The 22,502-nt window shown below is 43.7% G+C and carries 20 protein-coding genes; 10 read left to right on the forward strand and 10 right to left on the reverse strand.

Features of this window, described 5'->3' with window-relative positions; genetic code table 11:
- The first annotated feature begins 255 nt into the window (after nucleotides 1-255).
- From fadB to B3Q63_RS12905, 3 genes are all read left to right on the forward strand, one after another.
- Entirely contained in the window at nucleotides 256-2,415 is a 2,160-nt protein-coding gene (gene fadB, locus B3Q63_RS12895) for a fatty acid oxidation complex subunit alpha FadB (protein ID WP_296177458.1), read from the forward strand.
- Nucleotides 2,416-2,659: 244 nt separating this feature from the next.
- Nucleotides 2,660-3,832 (forward strand): acetyl-CoA C-acyltransferase FadA, encoded by a 1,173-nt coding sequence (fadA, locus tag B3Q63_RS12900; protein ID WP_296177460.1) that lies wholly within the window; start codon nucleotides 2,660-2,662, stop codon nucleotides 3,830-3,832.
- A gap of 256 nt (nucleotides 3,833-4,088) precedes the next feature.
- On the forward strand, nucleotides 4,089-4,664 hold the full coding sequence (locus B3Q63_RS12905) for an isochorismatase family protein (RefSeq protein ID WP_173239808.1): 576 nt from the start codon (nucleotides 4,089-4,091) through the stop codon (nucleotides 4,662-4,664).
- A 134-nt stretch (nucleotides 4,665-4,798) separates the two neighbouring features.
- On the opposite strand, the gene B3Q63_RS12910 is transcribed toward B3Q63_RS12905, so the two are convergent.
- The gene (locus B3Q63_RS12910; protein ID WP_296177467.1) at nucleotides 4,799-6,067 is read right to left on the reverse strand and encodes a CynX/NimT family MFS transporter; all 1,269 of its coding nucleotides are present in this window, start codon (nucleotides 6,065-6,067) and stop codon (nucleotides 4,799-4,801) included.
- 262 nt (nucleotides 6,068-6,329) lie between these two features.
- On the opposite strand from B3Q63_RS12910, the gene B3Q63_RS12915 reads away from it, so the two are divergent.
- On the forward strand, nucleotides 6,330-6,989 hold the full coding sequence (locus tag B3Q63_RS12915) for an HD domain-containing protein (protein ID WP_296177470.1): 660 nt from the start codon (nucleotides 6,330-6,332) through the stop codon (nucleotides 6,987-6,989).
- Between the two features lie 124 nt (nucleotides 6,990-7,113).
- On the opposite strand, the gene asd is transcribed toward B3Q63_RS12915, so the two are convergent.
- A complete protein-coding gene (asd, locus tag B3Q63_RS12920; RefSeq protein WP_201625341.1) occupies nucleotides 7,114-7,950 on the reverse strand; it encodes an archaetidylserine decarboxylase in 837 nt (278 codons plus the stop codon).
- 129 nt (nucleotides 7,951-8,079) lie between these two features.
- Here asd and dtd point away from each other — a divergent pair, with 129 nt between their 5' ends.
- On the forward strand, nucleotides 8,080-8,532 hold the full coding sequence (dtd, locus tag B3Q63_RS12925) for a D-aminoacyl-tRNA deacylase (RefSeq protein ID WP_201565761.1): 453 nt from the start codon (nucleotides 8,080-8,082) through the stop codon (nucleotides 8,530-8,532).
- A gap of 63 nt (nucleotides 8,533-8,595) precedes the next feature.
- On the opposite strand, the gene B3Q63_RS12930 is transcribed toward dtd, so the two are convergent.
- The gene (locus B3Q63_RS12930) at nucleotides 8,596-9,204 is read right to left on the reverse strand and encodes a M23 family metallopeptidase (RefSeq protein ID WP_296177473.1); all 609 of its coding nucleotides are present in this window, start codon (nucleotides 9,202-9,204) and stop codon (nucleotides 8,596-8,598) included.
- 243 nt (nucleotides 9,205-9,447) lie between these two features.
- On the opposite strand from B3Q63_RS12930, the gene B3Q63_RS12935 reads away from it, so the two are divergent.
- Nucleotides 9,448-10,137: a putative quorum-sensing-regulated virulence factor gene (locus B3Q63_RS12935; RefSeq protein ID WP_296177477.1), complete on the forward strand. Its 690-nt coding sequence runs from the start codon at nucleotides 9,448-9,450 to the stop codon at nucleotides 10,135-10,137.
- Nucleotides 10,138-10,173: 36 nt separating this feature from the next.
- Here B3Q63_RS12935 and B3Q63_RS12940 read toward each other — a convergent pair whose 3' ends face one another.
- Nucleotides 10,174-11,064 (reverse strand): alpha/beta fold hydrolase, encoded by an 891-nt coding sequence (locus B3Q63_RS12940; RefSeq protein WP_296177479.1) that lies wholly within the window; start codon nucleotides 11,062-11,064, stop codon nucleotides 10,174-10,176.
- Nucleotides 11,065-11,509: 445 nt separating this feature from the next.
- Between B3Q63_RS12940 and B3Q63_RS12945 the strand changes: the two genes are divergently transcribed.
- Nucleotides 11,510-12,187 carry a TIGR00730 family Rossman fold protein gene (locus tag B3Q63_RS12945; protein WP_201629594.1) on the forward strand — a complete coding sequence of 226 codons (678 nt, stop codon included), beginning with the start codon at nucleotides 11,510-11,512 and terminating at the stop codon, nucleotides 12,185-12,187.
- Between the two features lie 117 nt (nucleotides 12,188-12,304).
- Here B3Q63_RS12945 and B3Q63_RS12950 read toward each other — a convergent pair whose 3' ends face one another.
- Entirely contained in the window at nucleotides 12,305-13,852 is a 1,548-nt protein-coding gene (locus B3Q63_RS12950) for an FAD-dependent oxidoreductase (RefSeq protein ID WP_296177485.1), read from the reverse strand.
- A gap of 640 nt (nucleotides 13,853-14,492) precedes the next feature.
- Between B3Q63_RS12950 and B3Q63_RS12955 the strand changes: the two genes are divergently transcribed.
- Together B3Q63_RS12955 and B3Q63_RS12960 are read left to right on the forward strand one after the other, a co-directional pair.
- Nucleotides 14,493-14,927, forward strand: coding sequence for a hypothetical protein (locus B3Q63_RS12955; protein WP_201565752.1), 435 nt, complete (start codon nucleotides 14,493-14,495; stop codon nucleotides 14,925-14,927).
- Between the two features lie 366 nt (nucleotides 14,928-15,293).
- Complete coding sequence (locus B3Q63_RS12960) at nucleotides 15,294-15,575, forward strand: type B 50S ribosomal protein L31 (RefSeq protein ID WP_149491046.1); 282 nt, start codon at nucleotides 15,294-15,296, stop codon at nucleotides 15,573-15,575.
- Between the two features lie 146 nt (nucleotides 15,576-15,721).
- Here B3Q63_RS12960 and B3Q63_RS12965 read toward each other — a convergent pair whose 3' ends face one another.
- The 5 genes from B3Q63_RS12965 to B3Q63_RS12985 form a co-directional block, all read right to left on the reverse strand.
- The gene (locus tag B3Q63_RS12965) at nucleotides 15,722-16,585 is read right to left on the reverse strand and encodes an SGNH/GDSL hydrolase family protein (RefSeq protein WP_296177488.1); all 864 of its coding nucleotides are present in this window, start codon (nucleotides 16,583-16,585) and stop codon (nucleotides 15,722-15,724) included.
- On the reverse strand, nucleotides 16,579-17,976 hold the full coding sequence (locus tag B3Q63_RS12970; RefSeq protein ID WP_296177490.1) for a nicotinate phosphoribosyltransferase: 1,398 nt from the start codon (nucleotides 17,974-17,976) through the stop codon (nucleotides 16,579-16,581). The genes B3Q63_RS12965 and B3Q63_RS12970 overlap by 7 nt, the downstream gene beginning before the upstream one ends.
- Before the next feature lie 131 nt (nucleotides 17,977-18,107).
- Nucleotides 18,108-19,154 carry a bifunctional nicotinamide-nucleotide adenylyltransferase/Nudix hydroxylase gene (locus B3Q63_RS12975; RefSeq protein ID WP_201565746.1) on the reverse strand — a complete coding sequence of 349 codons (1,047 nt, stop codon included), beginning with the start codon at nucleotides 19,152-19,154 and terminating at the stop codon, nucleotides 18,108-18,110.
- Nucleotides 19,155-19,320: 166 nt separating this feature from the next.
- Nucleotides 19,321-20,349 (reverse strand): alpha/beta fold hydrolase, encoded by a 1,029-nt coding sequence (locus B3Q63_RS12980; protein WP_296177492.1) that lies wholly within the window; start codon nucleotides 20,347-20,349, stop codon nucleotides 19,321-19,323.
- Between the two features lie 242 nt (nucleotides 20,350-20,591).
- Nucleotides 20,592-20,939, reverse strand: coding sequence for a carboxymuconolactone decarboxylase family protein (locus B3Q63_RS12985; protein WP_201565742.1), 348 nt, complete (start codon nucleotides 20,937-20,939; stop codon nucleotides 20,592-20,594).
- A gap of 660 nt (nucleotides 20,940-21,599) precedes the next feature.
- Between B3Q63_RS12985 and nfuA the strand changes: the two genes are divergently transcribed.
- Entirely contained in the window at nucleotides 21,600-22,283 is a 684-nt protein-coding gene (nfuA, locus tag B3Q63_RS12990) for a Fe-S biogenesis protein NfuA (protein WP_183621311.1), read from the forward strand.
- Nucleotides 22,284-22,502 lie beyond the last annotated feature (219 nt).

Raw genomic sequence — 22,502 nt, forward strand, 5'->3', positions numbered from 1 at the left:
ACCGGCAACAATCGTATATAAATAAAGCGCCGTATTCAGTTGTGCTAACGCGGTAACATTCGGCATAGAACATGAATATATAAGCATGAGCGCTGGATAATAAAGACATCTGCACTGCTTACTTTATGCTGACTTTATAAGGCAGTAGGTTGGCAGTGTTATTACTCGTTTTACTAACAATAACTGGCTATGTGCTTTAATTTTAAAACTTTTAATTTTAAAACGTAGCTTTCGTTATATAGCAAGGAGTTTCAAATGGTATACCAAGGAAATCGCATCACGGTGACAATGCTAGAGGATGGCATCGCCAACATGCAGTACAACGCCGAAAATGAGAGCGTGAACAAGTTTGATGCTGAAACCAATAAGCAATTTGGCGAAGCGGTTACTGCTTTAGAAAAAGCGGATAACGTAAAGGGTCTTATCGTGACGTCGAGCAAAGGCGTGTTTATCGCTGGTGCTGATATCACAGAATTCGTCGGCTCTTTTAAAAAGCCAGAAAGCGAAATCAAAGACTGGGTTGTTAACATCAACGACGCCTTTAACCGTTTTGAAGATTTGCCGTTTCCAAAAGTAGCCGCTATCAATGGCGCAGCGCTTGGCGGTGGTTGTGAGATGACCTTGGTTTGTGAATACCGCGTCATGAGCGACAAAGCCATCATCGGTCTACCAGAAACCCAATTGGGTATTTTCCCAGGTTTTGGTGGTACGGTTCGTAGTACGCGTATCATTGGTATCGACAATGCGCTTGAATTGATTGCTACTGGTACACCAAAGAAAGCACTTGATGCGTTAAAACTTGGCTTAGTGGATGCGACTGTTCCTGCCGATGATTTACAAGATGCAGCGATTGATTTGGTCAAAAAATGTATCTCAGGTGAGCTTGATTGGCAAGCGAAGCGTGAAGAGAAGCTTGCGCCTGTTAAGCTAAACCAGCTTGAGCAAGCGATGGCATTTAACAGCGCAAAAGGTATGATTTTTGCCAAAGCCAATCCTAAGCAGTACCCAGCGCCAGCAATCGCTATTGAAGCAATTGAAAAGCATGTAAATCTGCCACGTGATAAAGCAATCGAAGTGGAAGCGACTTACTTCGCAAAAGCGGCGAAAACGCCACAAGCAGAAAGCTTGGTTGGTCTGTTCTTAAACGATCAGTTGGTCAAAAAATTAGCTAAGCAGCACAGCAAAAAAGCACATGAAATCAATGAAGCGGCCGTACTTGGCGCGGGTATCATGGGCGGCGGTATCGCTTATCAGGCAGCCAGCAAAGGCTTGCCAATCATTATGAAAGACATCAAGTCTGAGCAATTAGACCTTGGTATGGGCGAAGCCAGCAAGCTACTTGGCAAAATGGTTGAACGTGGCAAAATGACCCCAGCAAAAATGGGTGAAACCTTAAGCCGTATCCGTCCGACTTTGAACTATGGTGACTTTGCTGAGACTGATATCGTTATCGAAGCCGTCGTAGAAAATCCAAACGTGAAGCGTGCGGTACTAAAAGAAGTCGAAGGCTTGGTAAAAGACGACTGTATCCTAGCGTCAAACACCTCAACGATTTCTATTACTTATCTAGCGGAAGCACTAGAGCGTCCAGAAAACTTCGTTGGTATGCATTTCTTTAACCCAGTAAACCGTATGCCGCTAGTAGAAGTTATTCGCGGTGAAAAATCTTCTGAAGAAGCTATTTCAACGACCGTTGCTTTGGCCACAAAAATGGGTAAAGTGCCTGTCGTCGTGAATGACTGCCCAGGTTTCTTGGTAAACCGTGTGTTGTTCCCATACTTTGGTGCCTTTGACTTGCTCCTTAAGCAAGGTGCGGACTTTGCTCATGTCGATAAAGTCATGGAAAAATTCGGCTGGCCGATGGGTCCTGCTTACCTAATCGACGTCGTTGGTTTAGATACTGGCGTACACGGCGCAGAAGTCATGGCAGAAGGTTTCCCTGACCGCATGAAGCCTGATTATAAAGGTGCTATCGAGCATTTATATGAAAACAAACGCCTAGGTCAGAAAAACGGCATTGGTTTCTATAAATATGAGATGGACAAGCGCGGCAAGCCTAAAAAAGTTGCTGATGAAGCGACTTATGAGCTATTAAAAGCCACTACTGATAGCGACAAGCAGACCTTTGATGATCAAGCGATTATCGACCGCACCATGCTGGCTTTCTGTAATGAGACTGTACGTTGCCTAGAAGACAATATCGTCAGCACGCCATCTGAAGCCGATATGGCGATGATTATGGGCGTTGGTTTCCCACCATTCCGCGGTGGCCCTTGCCGTTATATCGACCAAATGGGTCTAGATAACTACTTGGCGCTGTGTGAAAAATACGCATACCTTGGCAAAGCCTATGAAGCCCCGCAAAAGATTCGCGATATGGCAGCAGCAGGCGAGACCTTTTACGCCACGGCGTAATGGGCAGTCATTACTAGGATGAAGTGCCGTACGTTTACTATTGAGGCTGAGAGCAAGTTAGTTATTTATGCTCTTTAATGCCAATATTCTTTAATAGCAGACGTACGATTATAGTTGGTTAAATTTAGGCTAGTACAAGAAAATCGAGCGCAGAGGTACCTATTGTACTTTAAGCGGGATTGACGCAGTCATAGCCTAAAATGAACTGACTACACTGACAATAAAAATTGAAAAGGAAGATAGTATGACAATTTTAAGTCCAAAAGACGTGGTCATCGTAGATGGCGTACGCTCAGCAATGGGTAAATCTAAAAACGGTATGTTCCGCCACGTTCGCGCTGATAGCTTATCAGCTGAGCTGGTACGTGCCTTAGTTGAGCGTAACGACTTTGACCCACGTGACGTCGAAGACATCATCTGGGGCTGTGTAAACCAGACTTTAGAGCAAGGTTTGAACATCGGTCGTAACATCGGTCTGCTGGCTGGTATTCCAAAGACTGCTGGCGGCCAAACGGTTAACCGTCTATGTGGTTCATCTATGCAGGCGCTACACACTGCTGCCGCGCAAATCATGACCAACCAAGGTGAAGTATTCATCATCGGTGGTGTTGAGCACATGGGTCACGTTGGCATGATGCATGGCGTTGATCTCAACCCTGAAGCGTCAAAGCACTATGCAAAAGCCTCAAACATGATGGGCTTGACCGCTGAAATGCTTGGTCGTATGAATAATATCACTCGTGAAGAGCAAGATGCTTTCGGTCTTGAGTCACATCGCCGCGCATGGGCTGCAACGGTAGAGGGTCGTTTTGACAATGAAATCATCGGTATCGAAGGTCATGATGCTGCTGGTCGCTTGCAACTATGTACCGTTGATGAAGTGATTCGTCCAGATGCAACGATGGAGCAAATGCAAAAGTTACGTCCAGCCTTTGATCCTAAAGGCGGTACGGTCACTGCTGCGACCTCATCTGCATTATCTGACGGTGCGTCAGCAATGTTAGTCATGAGCGCACAAAAAGCCAAAGACTTAGGTCTTAAGCCTCGTGCTCGTATTCGTAGCATGGCTGTTGCTGGTTGTGATGCCGCTATCATGGGTTACGGTCCTGTACCGGCTACCCAAAAAGCACTTAAGCGCGCTGGCATGAGCATCGACGATATGCAAACCATCGAGCTAAACGAAGCGTTTGCAGCGCAAGGCTTGTCAGTACTAAAAGCCTTGAACTTATCGGACAAGCAAGACATCGTCAATATCAATGGTGGCGCGATTGCACTAGGTCATCCACTAGGTTGTTCAGGTGCTCGTATCACAGTGACTTTGCTAAATGCCATGGAGCAGTCAGATACTGAAATTGGTCTAGCAACGATGTGTATCGGTCTTGGTCAAGGTATCGCGACCATTATTGAGCGTGTGTAATTTTTAGACTGTATTAGCTTTGCAATATTTTAGCATTTTAAAAGAAGCCTCCAATCAAGCGATTGGGGGCTTTTTTATTTATAAAAAATAACGAGGTATCTATGACGCAACGTTCATAAGTTGTTAATAAAAATTATCTCCATTGACGCCCTCAGCAAACTATGACTAAATAAGAGCTAGGTTTAATAATAATGATATAGAGGCCAAATATAGCGTCGCCTTTACCTATTAATATCAGTCGTACAAGGAGTGTACTATGTCTACCATGATTACCGATCGCACTTATCGTATCGCCCGTGAAAATACCCAAGCGATGATTATCGATGTTCAAGAACGCTTAACGCCGCATATCTATGACCATGAAAATATTGTCAAAAAGACCGTCACGCTAATCAAAGGGCTGCAAGCGCTTGATATTCCTATTATGCTCAATGAGCAATATAAAAAGGGACTTGGCGATACCCTGCCTGAGATACGTGATGTGCTAGAAGGTGATAATGCCAAAAGCTTTGAAAAAGTCACTTTTAGCGCTTGTGATAATGACGATTCGTGGCATTATTTAGCGCAGCAGAATCGTAGCATTGTTCTATTATTTGGGGTGGAAGCGCATGTCTGCGTCATGCAAACGGCGCTTGATTTGCTCGATAATGGCATGCAGCCGGTTATTATTGGTGATGCGGTTGGCTCGCGCTTTCCTTATGATAAGAAGCAAGCGATTCGCCGTATTCGCCGCGCTGGTGGCGTGATTAGTACGGTAGAATCCATTCTTTTTGAGCTTTGTCGCAGTAGTAAAGACCCTGCCTTTAAGACAATTAGCAATTTAATCAAGTAGCTTAATTAGCTGGATTGATTGGTTATAAAACAATTTTTAATCATTAATAAAAAAGATAGCGCTTAAGACTTAGGCGCTATTTTTTTTCAATACTAACTTTTTTCGCTTTTAAGTAACGATTTGAAATAACGCTTTTAAACAACGTTTGAACTTGGTTTAACAGTAGATTTAATTGCTGGCTTATCCTGTATTTTTAAGACTAAAAAAGTAGCTGAAGCAACGGCAATAATCAGTACCCAACCAGTCGGCGTCCAACTGCCTGTCAGTCCTTTCACGCCCTGCATCAGCAACACCATCATAACGCCACCTAGATTGCCCATCATCATTAGCATGGCAACTGCTTTAGCCGCTTGTGAAGCGTGTACGGTATCTTCAGCGGCGGCAATCAGTAATGGATAACCTGCCAGCAAGAAAAATCCTAATATAAAGCTCAGCAATAATGTTGTGGTTCCTGTCGTTAAATATAACAAGGGATAGGTGGCGCTAGCACCAATTAGCGTTGCCAATATTAAAAAAATGCGCCGTTTTTGCAGATAGTCAGATAATAGTGGAATCAGCAGCGCGCCTAAAATACCGCCGACGATTAGCATGGCAGTAATGATGCCCGCCGTCGCTTCATCAATACCGCGCGGCGCAAGAATAGGCGCAATCCAGTTACTTAATCCATTAAAATAGCCCATCGCAATAAACACCGCTAATGAGATAAACCATAGGCGCTTGTTTTTTAATAGCGATTCGATTTCGTGCAGTGAGATAGCGCTATCTTGTTGTTTGGGTTTTTCAGCGACCACTAATAAAAACCCTACTACCGCCACTGCCGTAATAATGACATTGATGAGTAGCATACCAGAGAAGCCAAATGCCTCGATTAATGGGGCAGGGGCAAAAGCGCCAAGGGCAGTCGCCAAAAACATCCCACCCATAATCACGCCCGTTACGGTGGCGATTTGCGACTTATCAAACCAGTCGGATGTCACTTGATTGATAGCATTGGTGATATACGGCTGAGCGATGGCAATCAGTAATTGCCCTGCAAATACTAGCCAATAATAATCAGCGCCCAACCAACGTATTATTGAGCCTATCAGCATAAGCAGCGCCGCTAAGCTGACGATTTTTTTATAGCCAATGTTATCGAGTACCTTGCCAGAATGGATCGCTAGTAGCACAAAGACGATAGGGAACATCAAGGTTAAGAGATTGGCAAAAAATTCATTAACGCCGAAATGTGCCTCGGTGCTAATTACGATGGTCGCAAAGGTCAGCCATAAAAACTGATTGACCCCCAGTAAAAGAGAGAAGCCTGCGATGATAAGCCATTTATTGGGCGGTTTTTTCTGAATACGTGCTGAAGTTGCAGTTGATGAATTAGCACGCGTTGTGGCGTCAGTGGTGGGTGGCATCGACATATCCTTGTCTGGTGCAGGTTATTATCCATTATTTTTTGCATAGCATTGTCCATAGTCTTATGCATCGCCTTTCGCCTTATTATGAGCATTAGTTTAGTTTTAAACAATAAAAAATTAAGACACTTGCCATTATCGCCCGTCGAAAAAAATAGATGGTTAGCAGTAGGCGTAAAATATCTACTATAATAAGCACCTTTGCATAAAGATTAGAGTTAGATAAAGCGCTAACCATTCACCGATTAAAGCAGAGCAAGCCATGCCGTTAGAAACCATTTCAGCAAACGCCACATTATCAACCAGACAAACACCATTACCCAATCCAAAGCTCGCCTTAAATATCGATATCGATGACGTGACGCATTTTTTATTAGAGCTTGATGCCCTTAAATGTATCAATCGGCGCAGCTATGTGACGGGCACGCCTCGATTGGAAAACTCTGCCGAGCATTCTTGGCATTTGGCGATGGCATGTTGGTCAATCGCTGAGTTGTTTGAGCTTGATGTTAATCACGAAAAATTGCTCAAGATGGCATTGATACATGATTTGGGTGAGATTGATGCTGGCGATACTTTTCTATACGCCGATAGCCGTGGTGATGCGCACGTTGATGAGCGTGCCGGAATTGCTCGATTACAGAGCGAGCGTGGAAATGGGATTGCTGATTTAAGTGAGGTTTGGGAAAAGCAGGAAACGGGTCATAGTAAAGAAACCCAGCTGCTGAGAGTGGTTGATCGCTTGTTACCGTTTTTGCTTAATTTAAATACCAATGGAAAAACCTGGATTGATGCTAACGTTACACGCTCGCAAGTGGCTGGCGCGCATGAATTTATTAAAGACAGCTTTCCTAGTATCCATGATTGGCTAGCAAAACAGATTGACTATGCGACTAAGCAAGGATGGTTGATTGATGCTTAGATAAATAGAACTATAATTTACCATTTATAGTTAGGGCAATGAGCTGTAAAGTCCATTAAAAAGCCCAATTAAGCATGATGATTCACACTTAATTGGGCTTATATTTTTATCATGAAACAGCGGTTTATTTAGCGTTAGCAACACCCAATAACTGTCCCATTTGTACCACGCTATTGGCTTTCATGCTGTCCTGCCAATCCGCTTTTGCAGCTTTTGGCAAAACGACAATCGCCGTTGAACCTAAGTAAAAGCGTCCAAGCTCATCGCCTTTTGCAAAGCTCATGTCGTGATCTACTTCTTGGATATCCTCAGTGCGGCTGATTTTGCCGGTGGCTACCGTTTCGATACCAGCGACAATCATCGCACCCACCATGACCACCGCCGCTTTGCCGTATTCTGTGTCAAATAAACACACCAAACGCTCGTTACGGGCAAACAAATCAGGGACATTTGCTGCCGTGGTATTATTAACAGAAAATAGCGTACCCGGTACATAACGGGTTTTGGTCAAGGTACCAGCAAATGGCATATGCACGCGGTGATAGTTGCTCGGCGCTAGATATACGGTCGCAAAGCTGCCATCAGCAAAATAGCTGCCCTCTTCGCTATTGGCCAGTAATTGTCCGATGTCATAGTCACGACCTTTGGCTTGCAGCAATTTATGGTCGCGTATTTGCCCGAGCTGGGAGATGACGCCATCAGCAGGACTGACAATGCCATTTGCGCTGCTATCAATGATACGCGCGTCGTCTTTTAGCTCACGGGTAAAAAAGTCATTAAAGCTTTCATAAGCGTTAAAGCTTTGGCGCTCGTATTCATCTAAGCTCACATTGTAAGCTTTGGCAAAGCTGCGAATAAAGGTGCGCTTAACATAAGGATGGCGGCTGGCGGCCAAACGTCCAGCGACTTTACTCAACTGCTGCTGCGGCACAAATTGTTGAAGGGTGGCAAATAAATTCATAATGAGGCTACCAAAATAGGGTTTGATGTAATAATTAATTAGGCAAGTTAATGGCGGTATTTTATCATGGTCAGGGTATTGTTGTATGGCCATAAACTGTAAGCTATTTATAAATAAGGAAGGCCGTAAATGAGAGCACTGATACAAAGGGTGCACCGTGCGAGTGTCACTGTCGATGCGCACTGCGTTGGTGAGATTGAGCATGGCCTATTGGCCTATATTGGCTTAGGTCATGATGATAATCTGCAAAGTGCGCAGCGCATGATTGATAAAATTCTCACTTATCGCATTTTTGATAATGATGATGACCCTGCTAAGTTTGGTAAATTGGATAAAAATGTCCAGCAAGTAGGCGGTGGCTTATTATTGGTCTCACAATTTACCTTGATGGCGAAAACCGATAAGGGTCGCCGTCCTGACTTTGGCGGAGCAATGGCACCCGATGCCGCGCAAGCCTTATTTGAACAACTGGTAAATTACGCCAAAACCCAGCATCCTAATGTAGCAACTGGTGAGTTTGGCGCTGATATGCAAGTGGCAAGTATCAACGATGGACCGTTAAATTTTTTATTGGAAGTTTAGAGGTTTAACGTTTTAGAAGCTTGATTTTTACAAGCTTAATTTTTTGCACTAAAGTTTTAAAGGCTAGCTGTCAGGCTTTTGCAGCAAAGGATAAGGATTGACCGCGCTGCCATTGATATAAATCCCGTAATGGACGTGCGGCGGCGTACCTTTGGCATTACCACTGTCGCCGACGTAACCGATGATATCGCCGGCATTGACCCAGTCGTTCGGGCTAATATCGGCATAATCCTCTAGATGCGCATAATAATGTCCTGCGCCGCCCGGTCCAATGATGAACACCACGCGACCGCCTAACGTATTTTCACCGACTTTACTGACTATGCCTTGTGTCGTTGCTTGTATCGGCGTACCTCGCTTGGCAAATATATCGATGCCTTCGTGAGAGCGACCTTGGCTGCGCGCAGCGCCCCATGTATCGGTTAGGTGCTGTGCTAGTAATGGCGAGGGCAGACTGTTTTCTGTGGGCAGTGGTTGTTGTAATAAACTGAGCTGTTGCCATTTTGCTATGACAAACGACTGAGTCCGTTGACTGATACTCGGTAAGAGCTTGTCAAATACAAATAACAGCATCAATAATACAGCTGCCTTGATGAATACACTTATTACACGGCGTAAAAAGGTTGGTTTTGAATTTGGATTTGGCGGAAGCTTATTACCATCTGCTAGCATCGATATCTCTTTATTTTTTTTGAGTTAACTCTAATGGGTAGTATAAGAGTTAACGTCTCTATTCTTTGTATGCCATTGTTATTTCTGGTTTTTATCCCCATAAATATAACGTAGTTTTTAAAATTCACGCGGCTTTTAAATTTACCTAGCTTTTACAATTGCACTTAAAACACCAATGTTGTTACCTATAGCGAAATAACTATGTTTAAACAACTATGCTTAAATAATGATGGCTAAATCTTTATGACTGATACTGCGCTGATTATCGATACCGAAACCGATCAAGGTCGTGATCCGCGTCCGATTCAAGTGGCGACTATTAATGTAGCGACGGGATTTGAGTGGATGAAATACTTTAATAGTGGGCGTTCGATATCGCCAGTCGTCATTAAAATCCATGGCATCACCGATGATGATGTCGCCGGTCTTGAGCGCTTTGAGTTGGATGCGTTTGAGTTGCCGCAGTATTTGATTGGGCATAATGTGCGCTTTGATTGGCGGGTGATTGGCAGTCCGTCTGCTAAGCTAATATGTACGGTGCGGCTGGCGCGCGTCGCCTTTCCAGAGTGGAGCGCCTATGGTCAGTCCAAATGCATCGAGCAGTTATTAGGTAAAGGCGAAGCAAGTAGGATGACGATTGCCGCTCATGATGCGCTAGGCGATGCGCGCATGTGTTATCTGCTTTATCAGGCCTGCTGCGAGCGTTTAGAGATTGCACCGACAGATTTTTCGGCGGCCCACGCTATCGCCAATAAAGCCAATCCGGTGAGCAAAATGCCCTTTGGTAAACATAAAGGCATGCCGATTAAAGACGTACCTATCAGCTACGTAAAATGGATGCTGGGTAACGTCCATAATATGCAGCCGTCGCTTTATTCTGCTTTGACCAAGCGTGTTAAAGCAGAACAGGCAGCAAAAAACACGCAAGATTAAATAGACTTGCGCTTAAATGGATTAACTCAACAGAACTTATTGCTGCTTAGCTAACCAATCGACTGCCATTTGCCAAAGCTGTGGGGCTTTAGCATTGGTTCTGCTACTAAAATAGCGCATATGACCGATACTGTTTAAGCCGAACTCTTTTGGCTCAAAAAAGCGTTTTTCGACTGGCATTTTGCTAAAGACGCGAATCATATCATCCATGTTTTTGCTATTGGCAATCTCATCATCGCTAAAGCCAAGCCACAATGCTGGCATATCAAGCTCATCATAGAAGTGAGTATGAATGCTTCTGCCAAAAGCGGTCTTGATATAGCCTGCGCCATTGCACCACTCGCGCCATTGACGAGCGACGCCGCGTGGTAGCGGCTCGCCCATACCGATTTTATCCGCTGGGGTATAACCGAACGTTAAGTTAGTGAGTGGGATAAAGGCATCCATAAAACCCATCGCTTTGAGCTTATAAGGCATGTCCATATTTTTGATACGGCCTGATGAGCAAGCGACATTGAATACCGACGTAATGGCTTGGTAGTTTGGCATTAAACCTATCAGCTGACCACCGGCGCTATGACCAATTAAATGATAAGTCGCATCGGTAAATTCGTCTTGTAAGGCATCAAGCACGGCTGGCATATCATGGCGACCCCAGCTGATTAAAGAGGCATCACATTTAGCCAAATCAGACGATAGCGATTCACCGATACCTTCATTATCAAAGGTTAGGACACCAAAGCCACTGGCTGCTAAATAAGTGGCAAAATTGTGATAAAACTGGCGTTTGATACCGGTCGCTGGCGCGATCATGACCGCTGCTTTCACCTCATCTTTAGGGCGATAGACAGTCGCTGCCAATGCCCGATTGCGCTCAGTCATGATGCTTAGTGAGTAAGTATCCGTTTGATTCTGCGTATTTTCCATGGTTTAACCTTAATATATTTTTGTCATTTTTATGAGTAGGTGCTTTTTTATCAGTAAGTGCTTTGGGTAAATAAAAATGCTTAAGATGCGCTGAGCGTTTAATAATCAATGTTAATCATATCGTCATTGAGCTGCGATTAATTTAATCTATGGCATAACTCTGCGATAATCGCATGATGACCGAGTTACAACACCGCTTATGGTAAAATAAATCTTAGGTAGGAAGGTAGGCGAAAATGACTTCTAAGTTCTATAAGCAGGTTCTATGTGCGAGTTCTATGCGGCTTGTTTTGCACAATATTAACCAAAAAAATTAATCAGTATTTATTTTGACCAATCAACACACATCAACAAACCACCAGGTATGAATAAACGTGTTTTAATAGCTAAGAATTTAATAGCTATATATTTAATAAAAAGTCGATATGAAAATTAAGGAAGCTTTATGCAAATGAAAATTAATAATGACACTTATGAAGTCATTACCAGTCAAGATATTACCAATATTGAAAAAGCAGTGGATAAATCAGCGTTGACGATGCCATTAGTAGCGGTTTATTGTGGTTCGCGTTTGGGCAATAATGAAGTCTACGAGCAGGCAGCGCGCGAGCTTGGCCGTGAGCTGGCCGATAATGGCATGGGTTTGGTCTACGGTGGCGCGAGCATCGGGCTGATGGGCGCAGTGGCAGATGAAGTCATCCAAGGTGGCGCGCAAGCGGTTGGTGTGATTCCAACTTTTATGCTCAAGCACGAAATTGCTCATGAGCAGCTGACCCGTCTGCATTTGACGGATACCATGCATACCCGTAAAACGGTGATGGCAGAATATGCCGATGCCTTTATTACCTTACCGGGCGGGCTTGGGACGCTGGAAGAAATTATGGAAATCGCTACGTGGCGTCAGTTATATCAGCACGAAAAACCGATGATTATTCTGAATATCAATGGCTTCTACGACCGTATGATTGAGCATTTAAAATATACCGCTGACCAAGGCTTTATGAAGCAAGAAGACCTCGAGCGTTTGGTCGTATGTAATAGCATTAGTGAAGCGATTGACATGCTAAAAACAGTGGTAACCATAGAAGGTTCGGTCGATACCGAAAAAATGGCCGGTAACTAAGCGCACTAAGCTAATTAGGCGCTAATATATACTGCCTTTACATAAAAAAGGAGAGAAGGGCTTATCATTAGCCTTTCTCTCCTTTTTTGTTTTAATGTTATTAACATTTAAATCATTTTAATTTGTCTCACAAATACTATGATTTACGCCTGCCATTGCTAATGGAAAGCCACGTTCTTGCGCCAAATGACGGGCAACTTTATCAATCGCTACACTATCATTTTGCGCTAAATACGCCCATTCATGGGCATAACGCTGACTATTTTCTGGCATATCACTATCAATTAAACCCAGCTCAGTCAATTCATCAACGATTTGATCGGCAGCAATCAGCGTCGATGAGGCTTTGACGTTTTCCGCGCGCGCATAGCGAATATTAGAGTATAAGCTCACATCGGCAACCCGCAAAGTATCGTCTTGACCGGGTATTTGCTGCCCACCGTATAGCGCATTGCCGACCGTACGCGCGCTATGAAAGGTTGGCACAAACTCAGCGACGTAATCAATCGCTTGTTGGCTACGCGCTTGCAGCGGCGCTTTATCCCAGCCATCTTCGATATAGTGCAAATATTGCGACGGCAATTCAGGTTGGGCGCTGTCTTTGTTGGAGGCGACCAAACCATCATCAAATAAGGTAATAAATTTACTCATGCCATGTATTTGAAAATAGCCACCGGGGTAAGGTGTTAGCTGTGCCATGCCTTCTGGCGTACCGCGATCGCCATAGACGATAATCTCTGGTATCTGCCCGCCGGTGTCATCCCAATGGGTGATATAAGAGGATTTAAACTCGACCATACGCGTGACTTTGACGCCGACCATATCATCGATGACGCCGGTACGAAAACCGCAAGCGTTGATTAAGTAATCGACTTCGATAGATTCGATTTTGCCGTTAGATTGCGCTTCAGGGTCTAAACTAGCACCTTGCTGATAATCGATACGCCATTTAGTCACATGGTGATCAGCGTTTGAGCAGTTTTCACAATCAACAGGCATCACTTGCTTAACTTGTGTATCGGTAAAGACATGCGCATGCTCATAGCCTTCTAAAGCCAATTGCGCAGACGCCGCCAAGCGAAAGATATTCCAGCCGTATTCTTGTACGACAATCAGCGGAAATTTGACTTTATTTAAATCCAAATACTTAGCGACCGGTATCATCCATTCGTCAACTGACCGCGGCACCATTACTTGCTCACGCTCAGACAATGCAATCAGTTGCTCATGGCTGTAGAGCTGATAGTAATTTTCAGGTTCGCCGAGTACTTTATTATTGGCATCTTCAGCGATAAGCTCACGATAAGCGTCAGTCAAGATATCAAGGCGCGGTAGCAAGTCTTCGGGCAAGCCTTCATCGCGGGTAGGCACAGCAAATACCGTCGGGCGTACATCGATGGTATAAGGATAAAGGCGTAAAATATCGATGCATTGTTTGAGCAGAGCGACGCAATCTTCATCAGGAATTTCACGGTATAGATTGCCGCCAGCATGCAAATGACACATCGGTGGACCATCGATAAGCGAGGTGTTTTTTTCAAATAGATAGGTTTCAAGCCCTAAGGCTGCCAGACGAATTGCAATGGTTGCCCCAGCTGTACCGCCACCGAGAATACCAACCCGTTTGGTAGCAGGCGCTTGATTGTTCGTAAAAGAATGAGTCATTGTCGTTGTTATATCCTTAATCGCATTCCTGTCATCAGGAGCTGCTCGGCGTATTCGTGAAATGATTTGTTTTTAGATAAAATGTTTTTAAATACCAAGTTACTTTTAAATACCAAGGTGCTTTTAAATAATCGAGGTCTAACTATTTTTATTTTAAACCGCTTATGTTTTATAGAGGGTGTCGCTATCGATATGCATACAGACGATATGCGTGCATGGGCAGCCAAGTTCAATACGTATCTTAAGCCGCGATGGTCATATTTGCCATTGTGCAGTCATTCCTAATTTCTATAGCGTTATTCTACGAAAAACGGCTACTTATATAAGGATAAATAGGTAAGTACGTGCATCAGTTTTGTCAATGAATAGCACTGGGGCGGTAGGTTAAAGCCTGAGCGCTGCTAAGCGTATTTATAGAGTTAAGTATTTAATTTTGCGTTATTTGTAAACTTTAGGCGCTTTTGTAAATTTATATGCTGAGAGAAACGTGCGCTTTGATGCCTATGCTATATTAAAAACACTTGAAGTCAGCGCTAAAACATTTCACGTATCTCAATCATTATACGTATTATGGTTAAAGGCAGCCGACGACAAGAAGAAATCCAATAAAAAATTTTTCACTATTAACAAGGAAGTTATTATGAAACACATACTGGTATTATCTGCTCTTAGTGGCATGCTAGCGCTCAGTGGTTGCTCAACCCTAAATAATATGGTCGGCAATGACGATTCGGGCATGCACGATGTGCAAGCGACCAATAAAAACACGGCTCCTGTCGCTAGTAAAAACGGCATGCTTGTCGATGCTAGCAACCATATGACCTTATATACTTTTGATAAAGATTCTATGAATAAGTCAGAATGTGGCAGCGCCTGTCTGCTCGTTTGGCCTGCATTTATGGCACCGAGTAATGCCAAAGCGTCAGGGCAGTTCGCCGCCTTTAAACGCGAAGATGGCAAATATCAATGGGCAATGAATGGTAAACCTTTATACTTTTATGCCAATGACACAAAGGTTGGCGATAAAGATGGCGATAATAAACTTGGCGTTTGGCACATTGTAAAAACCAAATAACTTTCCATTTTTCCAAAAATAAGCTTTCCAAAAATAAGCTTTCCATAAAAAGGCAGCCAGTGCGGCTGCTTTTTTTTGGTTATTTACGCGGTTTTTTAACATAGCAGGATGGCTTTAAGACGAGCTCTTATCGTAGAAGCTGCTTGCATCGAGCGACAAAAACCGTTAAAATCGCGGTTTGATTTTCCCGCTGGGGAAAGGCTAAGTGAGCAGCGGTGTGGTGTTGGGTGCTGGAATAAGCCAGTGACGCAGTTGCCAGACCAGAAGATGTCCTTAGTGCCTCAGTTACGTATGTTAGTGTGATTAATAGTCAAAAACGTCGTTAATCAAAAGCGCTGTACATACATCGGACATAGAGAGTTTATTATGCGTAAAGATATCCATCCAAATTACCAAGAAGTTTTGTTCCATGACACTAACGCTGACGTGTTTTTCTTAACTCGTTCAACCGTTAAAACCAAAGCCACTCGTGAATACGAAGGCACAGAATATCCATACTACCCACTTGATATCTCAAGTGCGTCGCATCCATTCTATACTGGCGAACAACGTAAAACTTCTACTGAAGGCCGTGTTGCAAGCTTCAACAAACGCTTTGGTGCGTTTGGTGGCCGTAAGAAAGCTGCTGATACTGACGCTGCTGAGTAATTTATACTTATGGTATAAATGTATTTCGCTAAGCAGTCTTTTGCTAAGCCATAAAAAACCGCTGAACATTCAGCGGTTTTTTTTGTTTAAATTTTAACGTTAAATTTTAAGCTGCCAGTGTTTAGAAAGTCAGTTTTTAGCTGTTATTATTTAGAAGGTAGTGCTGGTGAATCAAGCAAATCGACAATCAATTCTGCCAACTGCTGCGCCCAATAACCGTACATAAGGCTGCTAGGATGAAAGCCATCACTGGCAAACATCACCCTGATATCGATTGGGATGCCATTAGAATGCTCGTCTATCATGCGGGCAAAGTCGGTTGCCATGTAGGTGACACTATCGTGAGCGGCACAAATTTGCTGTAAGGTGTTATCAAGGATAGAGGCTTTGGCACCGACGAAGTTATTCAACGGTGCAGGTATCGCCGGCATCTGCGCCATCGGCGGTAAGCTTAAAAAAATCAGCTCTCGCACACCAAATTTGCGCTGGGCAATAGCAATGATATTTTCGATTTGCTGTTGCCATTGATTAACAGAGACGTTGGAAGTGGTGTCATTAACGCCGACACTTAATACCATCACATCGATAGGCTGGCTTGGCGCAGGCAACACATAAAGCCTGCGCAAGATATCAAAGCTGGTATGACCAGTCGTCGCTTGCAACGACCAGTTTAATGTATGATATGCGCTCTGAATAACAGGCTGCTGGGTCAAAATGGGAATCAAATTGCCGACAAGCGCCTCTTGCTGGGTCTGACTACCGACGCCAGCCGCTGCCGAATCGCCAACGACCATCAAGTTTAGCGTTTGCTGTGTATTATCTTTTGAGGTATTGGCAGCGCTGCTATTTGCATTGTTTAATTGAACTTGACCATGCCTCTCGCCATTCGGTTCGGGCAGGCGCACGGTATCGCGCTTGATTTTGTGCCCTTGATACAGGTACACAGGGGCGAACAGCACGTCTCTTGCAACCGAAGCTATTTTATTCTGCATTTTCTTAGTAGCTACCATCCTGCTCGCTCCCGAATAGCGGTGAGGTTGTCTTCAATAAGTAATTTACCATCGATATATACATCACGTAATAGGTTATCTTCTGCTGTCGATAAATTATCAGCTTTAATAGTTTCTAACGTTCCGTTGCTGTTCTTTATCAGCGCCAAACGGCCTTTTTTCGAGCGTTTTGAGTGGCTAGTGACGGGGTCTTTATAAATGTCGGTCCACACGCCGTCGATAGAGATGGCGCTGGCTTTCATCGCCCAACTCATGGTATCGCGATTGACTTGCTGTAGTAGCCCGCCGCCCATGCCAAAGGTGATATTGTCGGCGCTAAAACCTGCCTTCAATATCACATCGATGATTTTGCCCAAGCTTTGCGGGCTGATACCATCACCTTGGATGACCCGTACATAATCAGGCAGCACTTTATAACCTTTACTATTAATGGTCGTACCAAATTTTACTGCCAAGCGCTCCAAGGCTTCGCGAACCACTTTAGCAGGATCGCCACTGTCAGGTCGAATAACTAAAGTCCCGCCCATATTTTTGACGTCTTCTTTTAGGCTGCCGCCCCAAATATTATCAATGGCATTCCATAAATCATAGCTGTCAGATACCACGGAAAAACTCTTACCAGCGCCGCCAAACTGCTCAATCATATTGGCAAAGGCGGCGGTTTCTCCATCACGGCCCCAAGCGGTCATGGTACTGTGCTCAGCGGCAGGAATAGAGAAGGCTGGCATCTCTTTATCCATGTGATACCAACGGCTAGCGGCAACCAAAGCCGTCATCGAATCAGTACCAGCAAAGTTCACCAAATGCGCAAGGCTGCCAAGTGCCACAGATTCTTGGCTCGAAGCACCGCGTGAACCAAAATCATGCAAACGGAAAATCAGCGACTCGGTATTATCCGCAGATTTTTCTAGTGCCTGACGTATGATGCCTTTGCAATAGTGCGAGACGCTCGCAACCGTTGAAGGATACCAAATCGCCCGTAATAGCGCCGTTTCGATATAGCTTGGTAGCCAATAAAACTCAGGGTCAGTATTGATGATTTGGCAGACCACATTGGATGCCGGAACGACGCTGCCTTCAGGAATGGCTTCGATGCGCAGTGGCAGATAGCCGCCATGCTTATCGACTATCAGCTCCCAACCAGCACGGTTAAAGGTCAAGCCATGCGCCTGAATGACCATTTCGGCTTCATCGATATCTTGATGGGTAATAGGCGTGCTGAAGTATTCTTTAATAAAGGCTTGCAAGCCAAAAAACACCACATCGTAATCGCCTTTACGCGCCTCGATATAGCTAGACAGATACTCACTACCGCTTGGATATTGCACCCAATGTGAGGTTTTATAGCTGTCGCTATTTAAGATTAAATTGTTTAAATTGCTGGTATACATCACAGAACTCCTCTGCTTTGAGATGCCGTAGCTGTTTTTTAAATAACAGTTGCGGCGCTAAACCATTGCCGTCTATCGGCGCTGGCGTGAAAAATTGTCAATAAAAGATTGAATAGCCGTCTGATGAAATTCTATAAACCAACCATTTTAGTAATAATTGCATAATGGTCTTCAAACATCATAGTCGCATCAAGCTCAGCAAGCGGTAGCCAAAAAGCCTTGGCAGCATCGTCGCCGCCTTTTACTTTTGGTAAGCCTTTTGGGTCGTTTTTAAGCTGAAAGTAAAAGGCTTGAGTAATCGTGCGCCCACGTGCCGAGCGGTACGGGTCGTCAAAGGTATGCTGACTATGACAAGAGCCGCGTAGCACCGGTTCAGGGACTTTAAGGCGAGTTTCTTCGCGTAGCTCGCGGATACAGGCATCAAATAAAGTTTCTTTTGGATTCAAAAAGCCACCCGGTAATGCCCACAGCCCGCGCCCTGGCATACTACGGCGCTCAACCAATAAAATATGCCCTGATTGGACGACCAAGGCATCAGCAGTCATAAAGGTTGGTGGGTAGGGCGCAGATTCCCATTGTCTTTTATATTTATCGACAAAATCCGCTTCTTCATGCAGGTTTTGATAAATATCAGTCTTTTTAAAGTCATTGAGGACGTTGCGGGTCGACTCAGGGGTGCGCTCAGGCGTTGGCGTGGCACCCATTAGGTAGCTGTCACGAATAGGGGTGGCGGATAAATTGTGATAATTGGGCACAGAGACCGACGCCCAACTTGGGAATAATGACAAATAATACGATGAGCTGTCTTTTGAATGACCAATCAGCCCAATATCCGTCTGTAAGTCGCTAGTGACCGATTTGACACCCGCTTGCACATATTGCAGCCAGCGCGTGTCATTGTAGAGTGCATCGTCGAGTGCAACGCAGTGGATACGTGCCGCTTCTGCTGGCGAGTAGGCGTTTTTTATCATCGTCGCGCGCTCATCGACACTGAACGGATTACGCAGACTACGTGGTAGGTTGGCAGAACCGATCAGCATAATGACGTTATCGGCACGTTTTAAGGCTTCATCGACCACCGCTTTGTGACCGCAATGAAACGGCTGAAAGCGCCCAATAAATACCAAATAACGATAGTGTTTGTTTTTATCTGCATGCTGCTCTGCTGAATCGCTCATATACGCCACTTTCCTACTACTGATATTTCATTGATTAAAAAAAGTAATGCCGCCAATACTGACACAGCATGGGAGTTGCTGACAAGTGCAAAGATGTTTAGAGGGGTATCACCATTGGCTATTACCTGTATTCAAGTTTGTTCAGACAGATAAATATAAGACTCTTTTAATTGGCATGCTTATCAATCCACGCAGTAACCGTTGGCCAAATCTCTTTGGCGGCAGGACGGCTGTTTAAGATACGGCTATGGGTGTAATCGTCTAAGTTGCCATTATTAATTGAGTATTCGCGAAAAACGTTATCAGGATTGTTAAAATCGTTAAAAAGTGACTGGCAGCCTTGAGAAGGCGAGATGAATGTATCACCCTTGGCGCTGATGGCATAAATCGGTGTAGTAATCTTTGCCATATATTGTCGATAATCAAAGCAGTCATCATCCGTTAACTGAGTAGCATTTTTTTGACGGTTATGATTATCAAAAGCGCTGTCTTTGACACCAGCAGCATCTATATCACTTTGCTTAATAAAACTGCTGTGAAAATTTTTACGCAAATTCCATTCGTACCATTGATTCATGGTGTGATGGCTTTCGTTAATGGGTCCCATGTTGAGTTTTTTGGCAGGTATATAGCCGACTATACGCGTAAATAGTTTAGCAGCGACTATTTTAAAATAGTTCTTCGGATTGACTATTGCACCATAAACTTGGCAAGCAAACATACTGAGGCTATTGATTTTAGCGATGTAATGCGGATTTTGGATTAAAAACATCGTTAAGCAAGCACCGCCGCCGCTATGAGTGACGCAGTGTAAATTGCTGAGCTTTAATTCATTAAATAAATAATCGAAAGTGGCAGCAAAATCGTAGGTTGCGACGGTTTCAAAGTTGAATTTGTCCTTTGATAACGAGCTTGCGCCATGACCGCGCCACTCCATGATATAACAATGATGGCCAAGCTCAGCTAGGTATTCAGCGATTCTTAAGCAGGTGTTTTTATCTGAAAAAGTACCATGCGTTAAGAAAATGTTTTGCCCTTGATTAGCAGTGTTATTTTTAACAGTGTCATTTCTAGCAGAGCCATTGTTAGTATCAACATTAGAACATTGATGGGTTTTTTGACTATCGAATATCTCCCAAACAGCGATTTGCACCTTATCTTTGGTCGTCACTAACGTTAGATTCTCAGTCATCATAAAGATTTTCTCTTAAACTTGGGCCATGCTTATTAGTATATAAATGCCGTAATGGCTAAGTTATAGCACAACTTAGCCATTTATAGTTATGCTTCCATAACTGTGAGTCTACAGACATGAATGAATCTACAGGTATGAATCTAGGATATGAGAGCTATCAGCATCGTATAGACAAAAAAACTGCCAGTGATGGATTTAATCACTGGCAGTTTTTTAACAATGAAGCGAATTAAGAATAAGGTTTAAGCGTCTTTACTAAACTCATTAAAGGAAGCAACGGCTTCGGCGGCGTACATCATTGACGGACCGCCGCCCATATAAACACACATGCCCAAGGTTTCAGCGACTTCTTGCTCGGTGGCGCCAAGTTGTACCAATGCTTTGGTATGAAAACCGATACAAGCATCACAGCGCGCGCCAACCGCTAAGGCGAGGGCAATCAGCTCTTTGGTTTTTTTGTCCAATACGCCATCTGCGGTTGCCGCTGCACCGAGCTGCGAGAAGGCTCTGCTGGTTTCAGGAATATGCTTGTGTAATTTTGCCATATTGGTTGAAACGTGTTTAGTGATGTCTTTAAATGATTTAGTCATGGGATGGATGCTCCTCTTTATGCCGGATTAAAACGCTTATAAAGTGCAAGTGTGGTTTATTGAATGTGAGTTCAATGCAAACGTACTTTTAGGTAAAAACTGCTACGTTTTCTTGAACGGTTATTTCAATCATGCAATAGGCTAGGTATTGAATTCGAAAGTTTTTGTTATATTTAATTATAATATATAAAATTATATATTAAATCAAGAGGCTTATTTGATTTGCTTACGTCAAAATTGAACGGATGCGTTCATGAGGCTATGGCTTTTGAAAAACTTTAAATGGTTTTTGTTGACCAAGTACATGGATAGGGCTAATAAATGTAAAATGCTGATTATCATTAAATAAGCGCTTTAAACTTGATAAGTTGGCTTGCGGTCTTAATATAGAATGGACAGTTACGATAAATGGATTATTAAGGTAGCAGTCAGGCCACTACTAAATCGCAGTAGCACGGTCGGAATTATGCGTTAAGTGCGCTATAATAGAGCCAATAACTGCTAATAACCGTTAATAAATACGAACCGTCATGACGGTTAAAGCAATAAAACCCTATACCAAGATGATGGATAATCTCATTTATCCCACCCTCACATGACATTGACGACACAGTAGACGTGACCAATATAACGCTTGTGTCATAACACATAGGAAGCATTATGAGTGAACACAATCCAACTGATACTCAAGTAGAACCTGCTGCCGATTACGAGTCAGCGTTAGATACTGAGCAAACGGAAGCCAAAAGTAACATCACCATCACTGAAGCCGCGCAAGGTTATTTGGCAGATTTACTGGCGAAACAAGATACAGATGGTATCGGTGTGCGTATTTTTGTTGAACATCCAGGTACGCCGCGCGCCGAGTGCTGCATGGCTTATAATCAGCCGGGCGAAGAAGACAGCGCTGATTTGAAATTTACTTATGACAATTTTTCGGCATTTATTGAAGCGGCATCGGTCCCTTATTTAGAAGATGCGGTGATTGATTATAATAAAGACCGTTTCGGTGGGCAGCTGACATTCCGTGCGCCAAACTCAAAAGTGCCAAAAGTCGGTGCCGATGCCAGTGTCGAAGAGCGTATCAACTATGTCTTGCAGTCTGAGATTAACCCAAGCTTGGCCGCGCATGGCGGTGACGTACAGCTGCTTGAATTGATTGATGAAGAAGGCGTTGGTCTGACCGCCGTATTAAAGTTCGGTGGCGGTTGCCAAGGCTGTTCAGCGGTTGATATGACGTTACGTCAAGGCGTTGAAGTACAGTTAAAACAGCAGATTCCAGAGCTGACGCAAGTGATTGATGAGACCGATCATACCCGTACGGAAAACGCTTACTATAAATAAAAATTGACGAATCGTTATAAAAATAGCGCCGATATCACCTAGGAATATGCTTATTAGTTTCATTGCTTATAAATATTGCTTATGAATATTTGTCATTAAGAGATGAGAAATTTGCTATTCTTTTAATAAAGAAGCTGGGTTATGATTAACTCAGCTTTTTTTATGATTGTTGCTTTTTTATTATGACTGTCGTTTAGTGATAGATATCTTAGTATGAAT

Origin of the sequence: Psychrobacter sp. UBA2769 (genome assembly GCF_002352555.1) — a bacterium.
Taxonomy (GTDB): Bacteria; Pseudomonadota; Gammaproteobacteria; order Pseudomonadales; family Moraxellaceae; genus Psychrobacter; species Psychrobacter maritimus.